Below are 14,207 nucleotides of genomic sequence, written 5' to 3'. Positions count from 1 at the left end.
TACACGGAGTTTGAATGCCATGCTCAGCCTGAACTTCTTCATCACCTGCCTGATCGTCGTGCTGATTCCCGGCACCGGCGTGATTTTTACCGTGTCCACAGGCCTCACCGCCGGCAAGCGTGCCAGTGTGTTCGCCGCGCTGGGCTGTACCGCCGGGATCATCCCTCATTTACTGGCTTCGACTCTCGGCCTGTCCGCCCTATTGCACACCAGTGCATTAGCGTTCGATATGCTGAAGTACGCAGGCGTCGCCTACCTGTTGTACGTGGCATACGCCACCTGGCGGGATCGCTCGGCGTTTACGGTCAGCGACACCCCTACGCTTTCAAGTGCGTGGACCCTGATGTTGCGCGGCCTGTTGATGAACATTCTCAACCCGAAGCTGACCATTTTCTTCCTGGCCTTCCTGCCCCAGTTCGTCACGCCAGGCAGCACGGCCCCTGCCCTACACATGCTGGTGCTGAGCGCTGTATTCATGGCGATGACATTTGCGGTGTTCGTGATGTATGGCCTGCTGGCCAATGTGTTTCGCCGCGCAGTGATCGAGTCGCCACGGGTGCAGAACTGGCTGCGCCGCAGTTTTGCGGCGGCCTTTGCGGGGTTGGGCTTGAACCTGGCGTTTGCGCAACGCTGATAAACACTGCAATCAAATAATGTGAGAGCGGGCAAGCCCGCTCCCACATTTAGACTTGCGGTGTTTTCTAGATCCCGGCCAGTGCCAGGTCCATCGCGAAGTAGGTGAAGATCAAGTCCGCGCCCGCGCGCTTGATCGAGCCCAAGGTCTCACGCACCACACGGTCCTCATCAATCGCACCGGCCTGGGCGCCGAACTTGATCATCGCGTACTCGCCGCTCACCTGATACGCCGCCACCGGCAGGCGCGAGGCTTCGCGGATGTCGCGGATGATGTCGAGGTAGGCACCGGCCGGCTTGACCATCAGCGCATCCGCGCCTTCCTGCTCGTCGAGCAGCGATTCGCGCACGGCTTCGCGGCGGTTCATCGGGTTCATCTGGTAGCTTTTGCGGTCGCCCTTGAGCGCACTGCCGCCGGCTTCGCGGAACGGGCCGTAGAGGGCCGAGGCGAATTTGGTGGAATACGCCATGATCGGGATATGGGTGAAGCCCGCGTCATCCAGGGCACGGCGAATCGCCTGGACCTGGCCGTCCATCGCCGCCGACGGGGCGATGACGTCGGCACCGGCACGCGCAGCGGCCACGGCTTGCTTGCCGAGGTTGACCAGGGTCGCATCGTTGTCGACATGGGCGCCGTGCATCACGCCACAGTGGCCGTGGTCGGTGTATTCGCAGAAGCAGGTATCCGACATCACGATCATTTCCGGCACGGCGTCCTTGATGATCGAAGACATGCGCGAAACCAGGCCGCGCTCTTTCCAGGTGTCGCTGCCGCTGGCATCCAGGTGGTGGGACACGCCAAAGGTCATCACCGACTTGATGCCGGCACGCGCATAGCGCTCGATTTCACCGGCCAGTTTCTTCTCAGGAATACGCAGCACGCCCGGCATACTGGTGATGGGCACGAAGTCGTCGATGTCTTCTTCGACGAAGATCGGCAGCACCAGGTCGTTGAGGGTGAACTCGCTTTCCTGGAACAAACCACGCAGCTCCGGAGAGCGGCGCAGGCGGCGTGGACGGGCTTGGGGGAACTGGCTGGTCATGGATATCCTGAAAAAGTGGCAGAAAACTTTAGGGCGAAAGCTTATGCCCCAGGCCCCGGCAGCACAAACGCCAAGGGGCCAACAGTGTATTGCGTGTGCCGTAACAATTTATTGATCTAGAGCCGTACATGCCCTTCGATGCACACCGCAACCGCGCCACCGACCCAGATTTCATCGCCCTGGCGCTCAACGTGAATCCGCCCCGCCCGTCCTATGGCCGTGCCCTGGCTGACCACATAGCGCTCGGGCGCCAGGCCCTCGCTGAGCAACCATTGGGCCAGCCCGGCGTTCAAGCTGCCGGTGGCCGGGTCTTCCTGCGCGCCATCGCCTGCGATAAAGGCACGCACTTCGAACTGCGCGTCCACATCGTCGCGAGCGGGGTCACACGGCGCAATCACGCCCACCGCCAAACCGAGCAGTTGCGAGTAATCCGGTTGCAGGTCCAGCACCTGGTTTCGATCGGCCAACATCACCGCCAGCCAGCCCGCGCCATTATCGACCCACTGGCTGCGCACAATGGCGTCGGGCGCCAAGTGCAGCGCCTGACGCACGCGCTCTATCACGGCGGCCTCGACCCGCCCGGAACGCAATAATGGCGGTGCGATAAACGCCAGTTCATCGCCCTGGCGACGGATACGCACCAGGCCGATTTCGCACTCCTGGATGATCTCCTCGCCGCGTGGAATACCGCCTGCCTGCAGCCACGCGTGGCAACTGCCGAGCGTCGGGTGCCCGGCGAAGGGCAGTTCCTGCAGGGTGGTGAAAATTCGCACCCGATAGTCAGCCCTGGGGTCGCGGGGGGTCAGCAGGAACGTGGTTTCGCTGAGGTTGGTCCAGTTGGCAAAATCCGCCATCTGCTGGTCGGACAGGCTGTCAGCATCGAACACCACCGCCAGCGGGTTGCCTTTGAGCGACACGCGGCTGAATACGTCCAGCTGTTTGAAATCGAAAGTCTGCATGTTTCAACTCGGAATATTAAGGCCACGGATCACGGCTGGCCGCGCTACAAAACCGTCCAGCGCGCGCAGTACATTGGGGAAGTCGGCAATGCCCACCAGGTCGCCGGATTCATAGAAGCCGATCAGGTTGCGAACCCACGGAAAGGTGGCGATATCGGCGATGCTGTAGGCGTCGCCCATGATCCAAGTGCGGCCCAGCAGGCGTTTTTCCAGGACGTCCAGCAGGCGGCGGGACTCAGCGGCGTAGCGGTCGCGAGGGCGCTTGTCTTCGTAGGCCTTGCCGGCAAATTTGTTGAAGAACCCCAGTTGGCCGAACATCGGGCCGATACCGCCCATCTGGAACATCAGCCACTGGATGGTTTCATAGCGGGTGGCCGGGTCTTCGGAAAGCAGTTGGCTGGTTTTCTCCGCCAGGTAGATCAGGATCGCACCGGACTCGAACAGTGCCAGCGGCTGGCCGCTGGGGCCATTGGGGTCAATGATGGCGGGGATTTTGTTGTTGGGGTTCAGGGACAGGAACTCGGGAGACAACTGGTCCTGCGTCTCGAAGCTGACTTTATGCGCCTCATAGGGCAGGCCCAGTTCTTCGAGCATGATCGACACTTTCACCCCGTTGGGCGTGGGCAGCGAGTACAGCTGCAAACGCTCGGGATGTTGAGCCGGCCATTTGCTGTTGATCGGGAAAGCGGCAAGCGGGTTCATTGGGAAGTCCCTGGGCAGAAAGCCCCATCATAATCATCCGCACGGTGTCCTGCATGGGTCATCAATGCGCAACATCGGCTGGCTATTATCCCTCGCAGGCGAACCAATACGCCTATGGGCACTCTCAAGTGCGCTCGTCCGGTGAATGGAGGCACCTCGCTACATCGACAGGGAACACCGCAGGACGCTGGATGCGTACTGGGCCGGGCTTGTCCGCCTTAATCCGATGCACTGAAGACTCGACACTCATGACAATCAAGCCTCTGTGCCTTGCGCTGCGCCTGAAACGATATTCATACATTATGTTACCGCTGCTGCTGGCAGGCGGCGCTGTCGGCCTGACCCTGGAATCGCGCATCAGCAGCGCCGAACCGGTGGATGGCGTACAAACCCTGGTTTTCCTGCGCCACGGCGAAAAACCCGTCGGTGGCCTGGGCCAACTCAATTGCCAGGGCCTCAACCGTGCGATGAACCTGGCCACGGTGCTCCCGGAAAAATTCGGCAAAGCCAATTTCGTCTTTGCGGCCAACCCGACACGGAATGTCGAGGAAGGCGAGCTAGACAATTCCTACAGCTATATTCGGCCCCTGATGACCATCAGCCCCAGCGCCATCAAGTTGGGCCTGCCGGTGAACATCAAGTTTTCCGCGAATGACACCAGCGCCCTCGCCGACGAACTGGTCGAGGACAAATACCACAACTCCATCATCTACACCGCCTGGTCCCACGGCTACCTGCCGGAGTTGATCAACAAGGTGGCCAGTGAAGCGTCGGGGGAAAAACACACCATCACCCACGACTGGTCCGGCAGCGACTACGACACGCTGTATGTGTTGACGCTGACGTGGCACAACGGCAAGGCCTCGCTGCTGAGCCGCAACTACAAGCAAGGCTTGAACAACGGCGATCAGAGCTGCCCGGACCCTACGCAGGTCAGCGCGGAATCCTGACGGCAAAGGGCCGGCTGGGCTTCTGGGAGCTTAGGTATTCCTGGATCTGTGGCGAGGGAGCTTGCTCCCGTGGCGGCCTGACAGCCGAGCGCCATCTAACGGTTAGACCGCGATTCAAATGTGGGAGGGGGCTTGCTCCCGATAGCGGTGTGTCAGTCGATTCNTGATTCAGCGCCATCGGGGCCTCGGTATCTACACCACCCTGGGTATGGCGCTGGACCTGTGGCGAGGGAGCTTGCTCCCGCTGGCGGCCTGGCAGACGACCANTGAAGAGCGCAAAAGTAAGCAAAACGCTCTTGCCCCAACACTCGGCACCTCGCTCACGCTCGGTGTGCCCGTAATCCGACAGGAATTTGGGGGGCCGCCGCCACGCGNAACCGGCATCCCTGCCGGTTTACCCCCCAAATCCCTGTCGAATTCCGGCCAGCGTGTTTGATGGGGCGCCTGAGATCAAAAGCGAGATCAAGATCAGGATCAAGAGCGGCTCGCTTCGCATCGTGGGTAGCGTAGCGAGCCGTCTGTTTCTGCTGTTATTGCCGGGCAGCGAGCAAACGCTTGTGGCGGTTACGCCGGGCAATGTTCAAGCATTCAATCGCTGCGGAGAACGCCATGGCCGCATACACGTAGCCTTTAGGCACATGGGCACCGAAGCCTTCGGCGATCAGGGTCATGCCGATCATGATCAGGAAGCCCAGGGCAAGCATCACGACGGTCGGGTTGTCGTTGATGAACTTGGCCAACGGCTCAGCCGCCACCAGCATCACGATCACCGAGGTCACTACGGCAATGATCATGATCGGCAAGTGCTCGGTCATGCCCACGGCGGTGATGATGCTGTCGATGGAGAACACTAGGTCGAGCAACAGGATCTGCCCGATGGCGGCGGCGAAACCGATGGCGACCGTATTGCCGACGCTGGCCTTCTCTTCGGGCTCCGGGTCCATGCTGTGATGGATCTCGGTGGTCGCCTTCCACACCAGGAACAAGCCACCGGCGATCAGGATCATGTCTTTCCACGAGAAGCCTTGGCCGAACACTTCGAACACCGGCGTGGTCAGTTGCACGATGAACGCGATGGTGCTCAACAGGCCCAGGCGCAATATCAACGCCATGCTGATACCGATACGGCGCGCCTTGGCCCGATGCTTCTCCGGCAATTTGTTGGTGAGGATCGAGATAAAGATCAGGTTATCGATGCCCAGCACGATTTCCATGACGATCAAGGTGGCCAGGGCAACCCAGGCAGTGGGGCTGGCAGCCAGTTGTAAAAGGTAATCCATAGGTCAGTCCTGACGTTGTACGGGGAAGTTAGGCTTCTTTGCTGTTCGATTCAGACTCGTTTTCTTCCTGATCATCCTTTTTTTGTGGCGTGATCAGGCCGTTTGTCGCTTCACTCAACGCCTGCTCGGCGGCCTTGTGGGTGTCATCGATCGCTTGCTTGGCCGACTCGGTGGCTTTGCCCAGCACCTGCTGCGCACTTTTCTCGACCTGATCGCAACCGCTGATCACCACCAATGAAAGCGCAAGCAGCGCTGCCGTGCCCAGGGAATTGAGTTTCATGATGTCTTCCTCGTTAGAACCATTGGGTCCAAATAGTGGCCCCGCGATAGCGAGGCATTCTATGCAGATGAACAGTTCAGGAAAATTCGTATTTTTCTCGCGTATACTTCGGTTTTTACGAAGTGATGGCCGTCATGCTCAATTACCGACAACTGCACTACTTTTGGGTGGTGGCCAAGACCGGCAGCATCGTGCGCGCCTGTGAGCAACTCAACCTCACGCCCCAGACGATCAGCGGGCAGATCAGCCTGCTCGAGCAGACCTTTGGTATCGCGCTGTTTCAGCGTGTCGGGCGCCAGCTTGAACTGACCGAAGCCGGGCGCCGGGCCCTGCCCTATGCCGAGCAGATGTTCCAGACCGGCAACGAACTGGAGGCCCTGCTGCGCGCACAACCCGATGAGCAGCAGATCCTGTTCCGTGTCGGCGTGGCGGACGTGGTGCCCAAGTCCATCGTCTACCGGCTGATCGCGCCGACCATGGAATTGAGTGAGCCGATCCGTATCACCTGCCGCGAGGACAAACTCGAACGCCTGCTAGCCGATCTGGCGATCCAGCGCCTGGACCTGGTGATTTCCGACAGCCCTATGCCCACCCATCTGGACATCAAGGGCTACAGCCAGAAGTTGGGCGAATGTGGCATCAGCTTTTTCGCCACCCAGGCGCTGGCTGACGCATACGGTGGTGATTTCCCACAGTGCCTGCACGGCGCACCGCTGTTAATTCCGGGTGCGGAAACCGTCGTGCGCAGCCGTTTGCAGCGTTGGTTTGCCGAGCAGCAGATTCAACCGAAGATCATCGGCGAGTTCGATGACAGCGCGTTGATGCAGGCATTCGGTCAATCCGGCAGTGGGATCTTTATCGCCCCCAGCGTGATTGCCGATGAAGTGGTGCGCCAGTACGGCGTGGCGTTGATTGGCCAGACCGTGGCCGTGACCGAGTCGTTCTACGCGATCTCGGTGGAGCGCAAGGTCAAGCACCCTGGCATCGTGGCGATTACCGAGGGCGCTCGACGGGAGCTGTTTACCACCCTGCCCTGAGCATAATGTGGGCGTGCTGCAGTGAGTGGGGCTTGTCCCCCGACGGGTTCACCGCCGACCCAAGGGGCTGCTTCGCAGCCCAGCGCACGGCAAGCCTGCTCACCACAACAAGCCCGCGCCCACCTGAACCAGGCACAGATCGACATCGATTTCGCGGTCATCAGCCACAAGGCGAGCAGGATCGACACCAAGATAAACCCGGACGCGGCAAAGCCCAGGCTGCCCAGGCCGAGGGTGTCGATCACATGGCCACCGACCATCGCGCCCAGGCCGATCCCCAGGTTAGCCCCGGCGATATTCAGTGACGCGGCAAACGCCGGCGCGTGGGGCGCGGCCTTCATCAAGCGCACATGGCTGACCAGGAACATCGCCGCCTGGGTCACGCCCCACACGGCCATCGCCGCCGCCAGGCCGACGGTGGAGTGAATCGCCGGCACCAGCGCGACCATGCCGGCGATCATAAAGCCGCAGAACACCATGGACGCAATCAACGGATGGCGGTCCACCGCGCGCCCGCCCAAAGAATTGCCGATCAACCCGACTGCACCAAAGCCCATCAAGCACCAGCCCACCAACGTGCCGTCGAAACCAGCCAGGCGTTCAAGGATATCGGCCAGGTAGGTGTACGCCGTGAACATGCCACTGAACACCAGGATCGACAGCAGGATATGACCCTGCATCAACGGATTGCGCAGGATCTTGAACTGCGAGCGCAACGTCACTTGATCGTTCTTGGGTTGGGTCACCGGCAGGTAGATAAACAGCAGCAAGGCCTTGGCCACCGCCACGATCGCAAGGATGGCAAACGCGCTGCGCCAGCCGAACATATCGGAAATCAGCGTGCCCACCGGAATGCCGAACACCGTGGCGCAAACGATACCGAAACCGATCTTTTCGATGGCGCGCCCAGCGTATTCAGGGCCGACGATGTCCACTGCGGTTTCACTGGCCAAGGCCCAGAACACCGGTAAGCCCAACGCCGGAATCAACCGCGCCAGCGCCATGACCCAGATATTCGGTGCCAGCGCCGCCACCGTATTGGCCACGCCAAACATGATCAGGATGCTGATAAACAGCCGCTTGCGTGGGAAGCGCGCGCAGTACGCCGTGAGAAACGGACCAAAGGCCGCCACGGTAAACGCGAACAACGTCACCAGCAGCCCGGCCTGGGACACACTGACGTTCAAGTCACGGGCGATGGACGGCAGCAGGCCGACGATGACGAATTCTGTGGTCAGCACGGTAAAGCCGGCGGCCGACAGCAGCAGGATGGGAAACAACATGAAAACTCCAGAAACGACGACATCAACGACAGCCCTGAGGGCTCGCTGAAGGATAGGAAAAATGAGAGGACGCAATCTTAACAGGATTTTGCGAGAGCTTGGGCACCTGGGTGACGCGATGCCGCACCACCAAGGACTTTTCCTACAGCATGCTAGACTTCGCGATCCGCGTCCTACAGCCCTTTCTGCCTGTGCCGCTGTGCCTCCAAAAACTAGAGACAAGTGTTTATGACTTCTGCCCCTTCCCTCCTGCATCGACTCGCGCGTGTCAGCCTGGTCACGCAAATCGTCATTGGCTTGATCGCCGGTATCCTGTTGGCCTTGCTGTTGCCCGAGGCGGCCAAGGCCAGCGGGTTTATCGGCAAGGTCTTCGTCGCGGCGCTCAAGGCCGTGGCACCGATCCTGGTGTTTGTGCTGGTGATGGCGTCGATCGCCAACCATAAGCACGGCCAGGAAACCCACATCAAGCCGATCCTGTTCCTGTACTTGCTGGGCACCTTCGCCGCGGCCGTGGTCGCGGTGATCGCGAGCATGTGGTTTCCCTCATCGTTGGTGCTCGCGGCCCATGACGCGGCCGTCAGCGCGCCGGGCGGCATTGGTGAAGTGCTGCAAAGCCTGCTGCTGAGCGTGGTGGACAACCCGGTCAGCGCGCTGATGAATGCCAACTTTATCGGCATCCTGGCCTGGGCCATCGGTATGGGGGTTGCCATTCGCCATGCGGGCGAAACCACCCGCACGGTGCTCGACGACCTGTCCAACGGCGTCACACTGATCGTGCGCGTGGTGATCCGCTTTGCGCCGCTGGGCATTTTCGGCCTGGTGGCATCGACCCTGGCCACCTCCGGTTTCGACGCCCTGCTCGGCTACGCCCACCTGCTGCTGGTGCTGATCGGCTGCATGCTGTTCGTGGCACTGGTGATCAACCCGGCCATCGTGTTCTGGAAGCTGCGCCGCAACCCCTACCCACTGGTGCTGATGTGCCTGCGCGAAAGCGGGATCACCGCGTTCTTCACCCGCAGTTCGGCGGCGAACATCCCGGTCAACCTGGCGTTGAGCAAACGCCTGGGCTTGCATGAAGACACCTACTCGGTATCGATCCCGCTCGGCGCCACCATCAACATGGCCGGTGCCGCGATCACCATCACCGTGCTGACCCTGGCGGCCGTGCACACCTTGGGCATTGCCGTCGACCTGCCGACTGCCGTGCTGCTCAGCGTGGTCGCGGCCATCTGCGCCTGCGGCGCTTCCGGCGTGGCCGGCGGTTCGCTGCTACTGATTCCGCTGGCGTGCAGCCTGTTTGGCATCCCCAGCGAGATTGCCATGCAGGTGGTGGCTGTCGGTTTCATCATCGGCGTGCTGCAGGATTCGGCGGAAACCGCGCTCAATTCGTCGACTGACGTGTTGTTCACCGCGGCTGCTTGCCTGGGCAAGGAAGAACAACCGGCTTAAACGCCAGGCGAAAAAAAAGCCCGGGGTCGTTCACTGAAGAACGACCCCGGGCTTTTTTGTGACTGGATGCTTAGAAAGCGCCCATGTAATCGCGCTTGCCCACTTCCACACCGTTATGGCGCAGCAAGGCGTAAGCCGTGGTGACGTGGAAGAAGAACTGCGGCAGGCCGTAGGTCAGCAGGTAGGACTGGCCGCTGAAGCGCTTCTCTTTCGGCGTGCCGGGACGGGTGATGATCTCGATGCCTTCCTTGCCGTCGATCTGCTCTGGCTTGATGGTATCGACAAACGCCAGCACCTTGGCGATCAGCGCCTGCAGGTCGGCGAAGGTAACTTCGGTGTCTTCATATTTCGGCACTTCGATCTCGGCCAGGCGTGCGGAAACGCCCTTGGCGAAGTCGACGGCGATCTGCACCTGGCGCACCAGTTGGAACATGTCCGGGAACAGGCGCGCTTGCAGCAAGGCGTTCGGCTCGATGTTCTTGGCGGTGGCGTGGGCTTCGGCCTTGGTCAACACGCCGCTCAGGGCGGTGAGCATTTGCTTGAAGACCGGGATGGAGGCGGCGTACAGGGAAATAGTCATGGCAGTCTCATGGTTATGGCACGGTTTGAACCAGCGGCGATTATAGACATGCTCGCCGCTTGTCTTTTATTTTTTCGGGATTAGGCTAAGGACCTTCACAGCATAGGGAAAGCGCGATGACCGCCGAGCACGACACCGACACGCCTGAGCCGCGCCTCAACAGCACGGAAATCCGCATCCTGGGCTGCCTGATCGAAAAACAGGCAACCAACCCGGAAACCTACCCCTTGACCCTCAACGCCCTGGTGCTGGCCTGCAACCAGAAAACCAGCCGCGAGCCGGTGATGAACCTCAGCCAGGGCCAGGTCGGCCAGAGCCTGCGTGTGCTCGAAGGCCAAGGCTTTACCCGCTTGGTCATGGGCAGCCGTGCCGACCGCTGGGAGCATCGCGTGGACAAGGCGCTGGAACTGGTGCCGGCCCAGGTGATCCTGACCGGGCTGCTGTTTTTGCGCGGGCCGCAGACCGTCAATGAATTGCTGACCCGCAGCGGACGCATGCACGACTTCGAAGATGCCGAGCAGGTGGTGCACCAACTGGAGCGCCTGATTGCACGGGGGCTGGCGTTACTGGTGCCGCGTCAGGCGGGGCAGCGGGAAGATCGTTATACCCATGCGCTGGGGGACCCGGCGGATATCGAGGTGATTATCGCGGCACGCGGGAGTCCGGTGGAGCGCGGGGCTGGCAGTGGCGTGTCTGTGGAGCGCATCGAAGAACTGGAAGCGCGGATTGCACTGCTGGAAGAGCGGTTGGCCAAATTGGAGCCGCTGTAACGCGGAAAAAATGTGGGAAGGGGCCAGCCCCCTCCCACAGTTGATTTTCAGTACTCTTTAGGTTCGGGCGAATGCCACGGCTTTTTCGAACTGCTCCTGCGTCGGTCGCACCCCGGTGTAGAGCACAAACTGCTCCAACGCCTGGATTGCTATCACTTCCAACCCAGTGATCACTCGCTTGCCCTTGGCGCGCCCGCGCACGATCAGCGGCGTTTCGGAGGGGATCGCCACGACATCGAAAAGGGTGTCGGCCGCGTCGATAGCATTCGCCTCGAATGCCAACGCCTGCGCCTCGGGCCCGCCGGTCATGCCGATGGGCGTGACGTTGATCAGCATCTGCGGGCGCAAGTCCCCCAGTTCGGCTTGCCACTCATAACCCAAATGCTTTGCCAACGCCCGGCCCGCCGTCTCGTTGCGCGCGACGATGACGCCATTGGCGTAACCACCGTCGCGCAAGGCACTGGCCACGGCCTTGGCCATGCCACCGCTGCCATGCAGGGCAAACGTGGAGTCCTTCGGCACCGCGTGCTTTTTCAGCAACTGCTCGATGGCGATGTAGTCGGTGTTGTAGGCCTTGAGGTGCCCGTCGGTGTTGACGATGGTGTTCAGGGAATCGATGGCTTGAACCGAATCGTCGAGTTCGTCCACTAAGGCAATGGCGGCCTCCTTGAACGGCATGGACACCCCGCAGCCGCGTACGCCCAGCGCCCGGATACCACCGATCGCGCCGGGCAAATCCTGGCTGCTGAAGGCTTTATAGTAGAAGTTCAGACCCAGCTGTTCGTACAGATGGTTATGAAAACGCAGGCCGAAATTACCAGGGCGCGCCGACAGTGACATGCACAGCCGAGTGTCCTTGTTGGGGTGCATCTGCATGGGTAACTCCTTTGAGTAAGCAAATCGGTACAGACCTTACACAACCTTTACCTAGCGGCTGTGCTGTTTTTCAGAAATACGTTGTCTTAAAAGTATCCCCGCGACATTACTTGAGTCTATTGATTACAGACCACAAGCGCAGGGGCTAACCGAGGAATGACCATGATTCGTACAATCCCCAAGATCGCCTTGCTTGTTGGCGCACTCGCTATGGCAGGCCAAGCCTCCGCCCACGGTGGTGGTTGGGGTGGCCCGGCCGTATTGGGTGCTTTAGTCGGCGCCGCAGTCGTGGGCTCCGTGGTTGCCAGCCAGCCGCGTGAGGTCTATGTGCAGCAGCCGGTGTATGTGCAACCGCAGCCGGTGTATGCCGCTCCGCCGCCGGTCTATTACGCACCGCCGCCACCGGTGTATGTGCAACAACAGGTTTACTACCGTCCGGCGCCGGTTTATTACGGCCCACCGCGTGGCTACTACGGCCCTCCCCACGGCTACTACGGCCGCGGCTGGTAATCGACTGATCTGAAACAGGCCTCGCAGGTTGCGGGGCCTTTTTTTGCCTGGATTTTGTCTGGTAAGTCTGGATTTATCGCGCCAAGGTCGTTCCGAGGACAATGCCAGGCGCGTATTCGCACATCATCGACATCAATGTCTACTTGCCCGAACGGGCCTCGCGCTGTCATGTTTATGTCACGACATACTTCCACTATCGATTCTGTCCACTCAATAACAACAAGGACGACTGACCATGCCCACGCAAAACCCACACCGCACCGCCGGCCTTTGTACATCCAGCAAGGTCTACAGCGCCCTCACCGAGCTCAAGCACCTGGAAGGCCACCGCAGCGCCAAGTTCCTCGCGCTGCTGGCGGAAAACCTGGTGCGCAAAGGCCTGCTCAGCGAGCAGGAAGTGGTGAACATGCTCGACCAGGTCGTGGACTGACGCCTCGCGTCGATGTCGACTATCGAGCCAGGTGATTTTTCCTCGGCCGCCCAGCCCCGTAAGGTGACCCCCATAGCGATTGGAGGTCCTTATGCCCACTGTTCAGATCATGTCCGTCATCGGCAGCGCCGTCCCCGCCCCACTTCGGGAGCTGGGTTTGCTCGCATGCTGGTACGTAGTTCGCGATGGCGAGGCCATCAGCGGCCCGCTCACGTCCTTGTCGGCAGCCGAAAAACAGCTGCAACAAGCCTCGACCTTCAGGCTGCATGCTTGAGGTTTACGGTAATGGCAATTTGACTCGCGGCTTGCTTTCCACAAACAACGCCCAACTGGACATGAACAGCGCCGCCACCAGCGGCCCGATGACAAAGCCGTTCAAGCCAAACACCGACAGACCGCCCAGGGTCGAGATCAGGATCAGGTAGTCCGGCATCTTGGTGTCCTTGCCCACCAGGATCGGGCGCAGCACGTTGTCCACCAGGCCGATCACAAACACGCCAAACAGCGCCAGCACGACGCCCTGCCAGATCGAACCGCTCAACAGGAAGTAAGCGGCCACCGGCCCCCACACAATCCCGGCGCCCACCGCCGGCAGCAACGACAAAAACGCCATCAGCACCGCCCAGAGCAACGCACTGGGGATATCCAGGAACCAGAAGATCAACCCGCCCAGCGCGCCCTGGGTCACGGCCACCAGCACATTGCCCTTGACCGTGGCACGCACCACCCGATTGAACTTGAGTTGCAACCGGCGCTTCTGCGGCTCGGCCAACGGCACCGCCGTGCGCACCTTGCGCACCAGCTCAGGGCCATCGCGCAGCAGGAAGAACAGCAGATACAGCATGATGAAAAAGCTCACCAGGAAATCAAACGTGCCCTGGCCGAAGCTGAACGCCTGGGTCGCAAAGAACTGGCTGCCTTGCATTGCGCTCTTGACGATTTTCTCGCGCAAGCCTTCCAGGTTACCCATGCCAAAGCGGTCGAGCAGGTGCTGGAAGTACGGCGGCAGCACGTTCTTGAACTGCTCGATATACCCCGCCACGTCCAGCTTGCCGCTTTCCACATTTTTATAAAGCGTCGCGCCCTCTTGCACCAGCAAGGCACTGGTGATGATCACCGGCAGGATCGCGATGATCAGGCAGGCACTCAAGGTCGCCAGGGAGGTGAGGTTGCGGTTCCAGCCAAAGCGCTGCTGCAGGCGACGCTGCATCGGGGCAAAGATGATGCCGAGAATCACCGCCCAGAACACTGCGCCGTAGAACGGCAGCAATATCCAGATGAAGGCGATGGTCACCAGGCCCAGGAGCAACAGCAGGGTTTTGAATTGCAGGTTGGTTTGATTCATGTCCGATCCATGTCAGAAAAGCAGCAGCCCCGTGTAGGCCCCGTTGCTTAGTCCGCAGCGAAACCTGGGAGTGCCCTGGG

General features: G+C 60.6%; 16 protein-coding genes and 1 pseudogene. 8 read left to right on the top strand and 9 right to left on the bottom strand.

Annotation, left to right across the window (positions count from 1 at the left end; translation table 11 throughout):
* The first annotated feature begins 19 nt into the window (after positions 1-19).
* On the top strand, positions 20-634 hold the full coding sequence (locus AO064_RS29560; RefSeq protein ID WP_064055480.1) for a LysE family translocator: 615 nt from the start codon (positions 20-22) through the stop codon (positions 632-634).
* 67 nt (positions 635-701) lie between these two features.
* Here the strand turns inward: AO064_RS29560 and hemB are convergent, their stop codons facing one another.
* From hemB to AO064_RS29545, 3 genes are all read right to left on the bottom strand, one after another.
* Positions 702-1,676 (bottom strand): porphobilinogen synthase, encoded by a 975-nt coding sequence (hemB, locus tag AO064_RS29555; protein WP_012723386.1) that lies wholly within the window; start codon positions 1,674-1,676, stop codon positions 702-704.
* A gap of 116 nt (positions 1,677-1,792) precedes the next feature.
* Positions 1,793-2,635 carry a PhzF family phenazine biosynthesis protein gene (locus AO064_RS29550; protein WP_064055479.1) on the bottom strand — a complete coding sequence of 281 codons (843 nt, stop codon included), beginning with the start codon at positions 2,633-2,635 and terminating at the stop codon, positions 1,793-1,795.
* A gap of 3 nt (positions 2,636-2,638) precedes the next feature.
* Complete coding sequence (locus AO064_RS29545) at positions 2,639-3,337, bottom strand: glutathione S-transferase N-terminal domain-containing protein (RefSeq protein WP_012723384.1); 699 nt, start codon at positions 3,335-3,337, stop codon at positions 2,639-2,641.
* 248 nt (positions 3,338-3,585) lie between these two features.
* On the opposite strand from AO064_RS29545, the gene AO064_RS29540 reads away from it, so the two are divergent.
* On the top strand, positions 3,586-4,287 hold the full coding sequence (locus AO064_RS29540; protein WP_064055478.1) for a hypothetical protein: 702 nt from the start codon (positions 3,586-3,588) through the stop codon (positions 4,285-4,287).
* A 530-nt stretch (positions 4,288-4,817) separates the two neighbouring features.
* Here AO064_RS29540 and AO064_RS29535 read toward each other — a convergent pair.
* Positions 4,818-5,567: a TerC family protein gene (locus AO064_RS29535; RefSeq protein WP_064055477.1), complete on the bottom strand. Its 750-nt coding sequence runs from the start codon at positions 5,565-5,567 to the stop codon at positions 4,818-4,820.
* A gap of 28 nt (positions 5,568-5,595) precedes the next feature.
* On the bottom strand, positions 5,596-5,847 hold the full coding sequence (locus AO064_RS29530) for a hypothetical protein (protein WP_012723381.1): 252 nt from the start codon (positions 5,845-5,847) through the stop codon (positions 5,596-5,598).
* Positions 5,848-5,981: 134 nt separating this feature from the next.
* On the opposite strand from AO064_RS29530, the gene nhaR reads away from it, so the two are divergent.
* Complete coding sequence (nhaR, locus tag AO064_RS30535; RefSeq protein WP_012723380.1) at positions 5,982-6,884, top strand: transcriptional activator NhaR; 903 nt, start codon at positions 5,982-5,984, stop codon at positions 6,882-6,884.
* Between the two features lie 131 nt (positions 6,885-7,015).
* On the opposite strand, the pseudogene AO064_RS29520 reads toward nhaR, so the two are convergent.
* Positions 7,016-8,167: pseudogene (locus AO064_RS29520) on the bottom strand (MFS transporter); the annotation flags it as partial.
* Positions 8,168-8,395: 228 nt separating this feature from the next.
* On the opposite strand from AO064_RS29520, the gene sstT reads away from it, so the two are divergent.
* Positions 8,396-9,616 (top strand): serine/threonine transporter SstT, encoded by a 1,221-nt coding sequence (gene sstT / locus AO064_RS29515; protein WP_064055475.1) that lies wholly within the window; start codon positions 8,396-8,398, stop codon positions 9,614-9,616.
* 70 nt (positions 9,617-9,686) lie between these two features.
* Here the strand turns inward: sstT and AO064_RS29510 are convergent, their stop codons facing one another.
* Complete coding sequence (locus tag AO064_RS29510; protein WP_010211342.1) at positions 9,687-10,196, bottom strand: DUF1993 domain-containing protein; 510 nt, start codon at positions 10,194-10,196, stop codon at positions 9,687-9,689.
* Between the two features lie 116 nt (positions 10,197-10,312).
* Here AO064_RS29510 and AO064_RS29505 point away from each other — a divergent pair, with 116 nt between their 5' ends.
* A complete protein-coding gene (locus tag AO064_RS29505) occupies positions 10,313-10,966 on the top strand; it encodes a YceH family protein (RefSeq protein WP_012723375.1) in 654 nt (217 codons plus the stop codon).
* Between the two features lie 57 nt (positions 10,967-11,023).
* On the opposite strand, the gene AO064_RS29500 is transcribed toward AO064_RS29505, so the two are convergent.
* Positions 11,024-11,842, bottom strand: a complete 819-nt coding sequence (locus AO064_RS29500; protein ID WP_064055474.1) for a shikimate 5-dehydrogenase — start codon at positions 11,840-11,842, stop codon at positions 11,024-11,026.
* Positions 11,843-11,998: 156 nt separating this feature from the next.
* Between AO064_RS29500 and AO064_RS29495 the strand changes: the two genes are divergently transcribed.
* The 3 genes from AO064_RS29495 to AO064_RS31425 all read left to right on the top strand — a co-directional run bounded on the left by AO064_RS29495 (position 11,999) and on the right by AO064_RS31425 (position 13,056).
* Entirely contained in the window at positions 11,999-12,352 is a 354-nt protein-coding gene (locus AO064_RS29495) for a hypothetical protein (RefSeq protein WP_012723373.1), read from the top strand.
* A gap of 235 nt (positions 12,353-12,587) precedes the next feature.
* Positions 12,588-12,782 carry a hypothetical protein gene (locus tag AO064_RS29490; protein WP_010211349.1) on the top strand — a complete coding sequence of 65 codons (195 nt, stop codon included), beginning with the start codon at positions 12,588-12,590 and terminating at the stop codon, positions 12,780-12,782.
* A gap of 91 nt (positions 12,783-12,873) precedes the next feature.
* Entirely contained in the window at positions 12,874-13,056 is a 183-nt protein-coding gene (locus tag AO064_RS31425) for a hypothetical protein (RefSeq protein WP_012723371.1), read from the top strand.
* A gap of 3 nt (positions 13,057-13,059) precedes the next feature.
* Here the strand turns inward: AO064_RS31425 and AO064_RS29480 are convergent, their stop codons facing one another.
* Positions 13,060-14,127: an AI-2E family transporter gene (locus tag AO064_RS29480; protein ID WP_064055473.1), complete on the bottom strand. Its 1,068-nt coding sequence runs from the start codon at positions 14,125-14,127 to the stop codon at positions 13,060-13,062.
* Positions 14,128-14,207 lie beyond the last annotated feature (80 nt).

This window comes from Pseudomonas marginalis (assembly GCF_001645105.1).
Taxonomy (GTDB): Bacteria; Pseudomonadota; Gammaproteobacteria; order Pseudomonadales; family Pseudomonadaceae; genus Aquipseudomonas; species Aquipseudomonas petroselini.
Note: the sequence above shows the minus strand (reverse complement) of the source record. Positions and strands in the feature narration are given on the sequence as shown.

Excerpts from the sequence above, each read along its gene's own strand:
- AO064_RS29495 (WP_012723373.1), top strand. The coding sequence starts at position 11,999 with ATGACCATGATTCGTACAATCCCCAAGATCGCCTTGCTTGTTGGCGCA.
- AO064_RS29505 (WP_012723375.1), top strand. The coding sequence starts at position 10,313 with ATGACCGCCGAGCACGACACCGACACGCCTGAGCCGCGCCTCAACAGC.
- AO064_RS29510 (WP_010211342.1), bottom strand. The coding sequence starts at position 10,196 with ATGACTATTTCCCTGTACGCCGCCTCCATCCCGGTCTTCAAGCAAATG.
- AO064_RS29535 (WP_064055477.1), bottom strand. The coding sequence starts at position 5,567 with ATGGATTACCTTTTACAACTGGCTGCCAGCCCCACTGCCTGGGTTGCC.
- sstT (WP_064055475.1), top strand. The coding sequence starts at position 8,396 with ATGACTTCTGCCCCTTCCCTCCTGCATCGACTCGCGCGTGTCAGCCTG.
- hemB (WP_012723386.1), bottom strand. The coding sequence starts at position 1,676 with ATGACCAGCCAGTTCCCCCAAGCCCGTCCACGCCGCCTGCGCCGCTCT.
- AO064_RS29550 (WP_064055479.1), bottom strand. The coding sequence starts at position 2,635 with ATGCAGACTTTCGATTTCAAACAGCTGGACGTATTCAGCCGCGTGTCG.
- AO064_RS29545 (WP_012723384.1), bottom strand. The coding sequence starts at position 3,337 with ATGAACCCGCTTGCCGCTTTCCCGATCAACAGCAAATGGCCGGCTCAA.
- AO064_RS29540 (WP_064055478.1), top strand. The coding sequence starts at position 3,586 with ATGACAATCAAGCCTCTGTGCCTTGCGCTGCGCCTGAAACGATATTCA.
- AO064_RS29530 (WP_012723381.1), bottom strand. The coding sequence starts at position 5,847 with ATGAAACTCAATTCCCTGGGCACGGCAGCGCTGCTTGCGCTTTCATTG.
- AO064_RS29490 (WP_010211349.1), top strand. The coding sequence starts at position 12,588 with ATGCCCACGCAAAACCCACACCGCACCGCCGGCCTTTGTACATCCAGC.
- AO064_RS29560 (WP_064055480.1), top strand. The coding sequence starts at position 20 with ATGCTCAGCCTGAACTTCTTCATCACCTGCCTGATCGTCGTGCTGATT.
- AO064_RS29480 (WP_064055473.1), bottom strand. The coding sequence starts at position 14,127 with ATGAATCAAACCAACCTGCAATTCAAAACCCTGCTGTTGCTCCTGGGC.
- AO064_RS29500 (WP_064055474.1), bottom strand. The coding sequence starts at position 11,842 with ATGCAGATGCACCCCAACAAGGACACTCGGCTGTGCATGTCACTGTCG.
- nhaR (WP_012723380.1), top strand. The coding sequence starts at position 5,982 with ATGCTCAATTACCGACAACTGCACTACTTTTGGGTGGTGGCCAAGACC.
- AO064_RS31425 (WP_012723371.1), top strand. The coding sequence starts at position 12,874 with ATGCCCACTGTTCAGATCATGTCCGTCATCGGCAGCGCCGTCCCCGCC.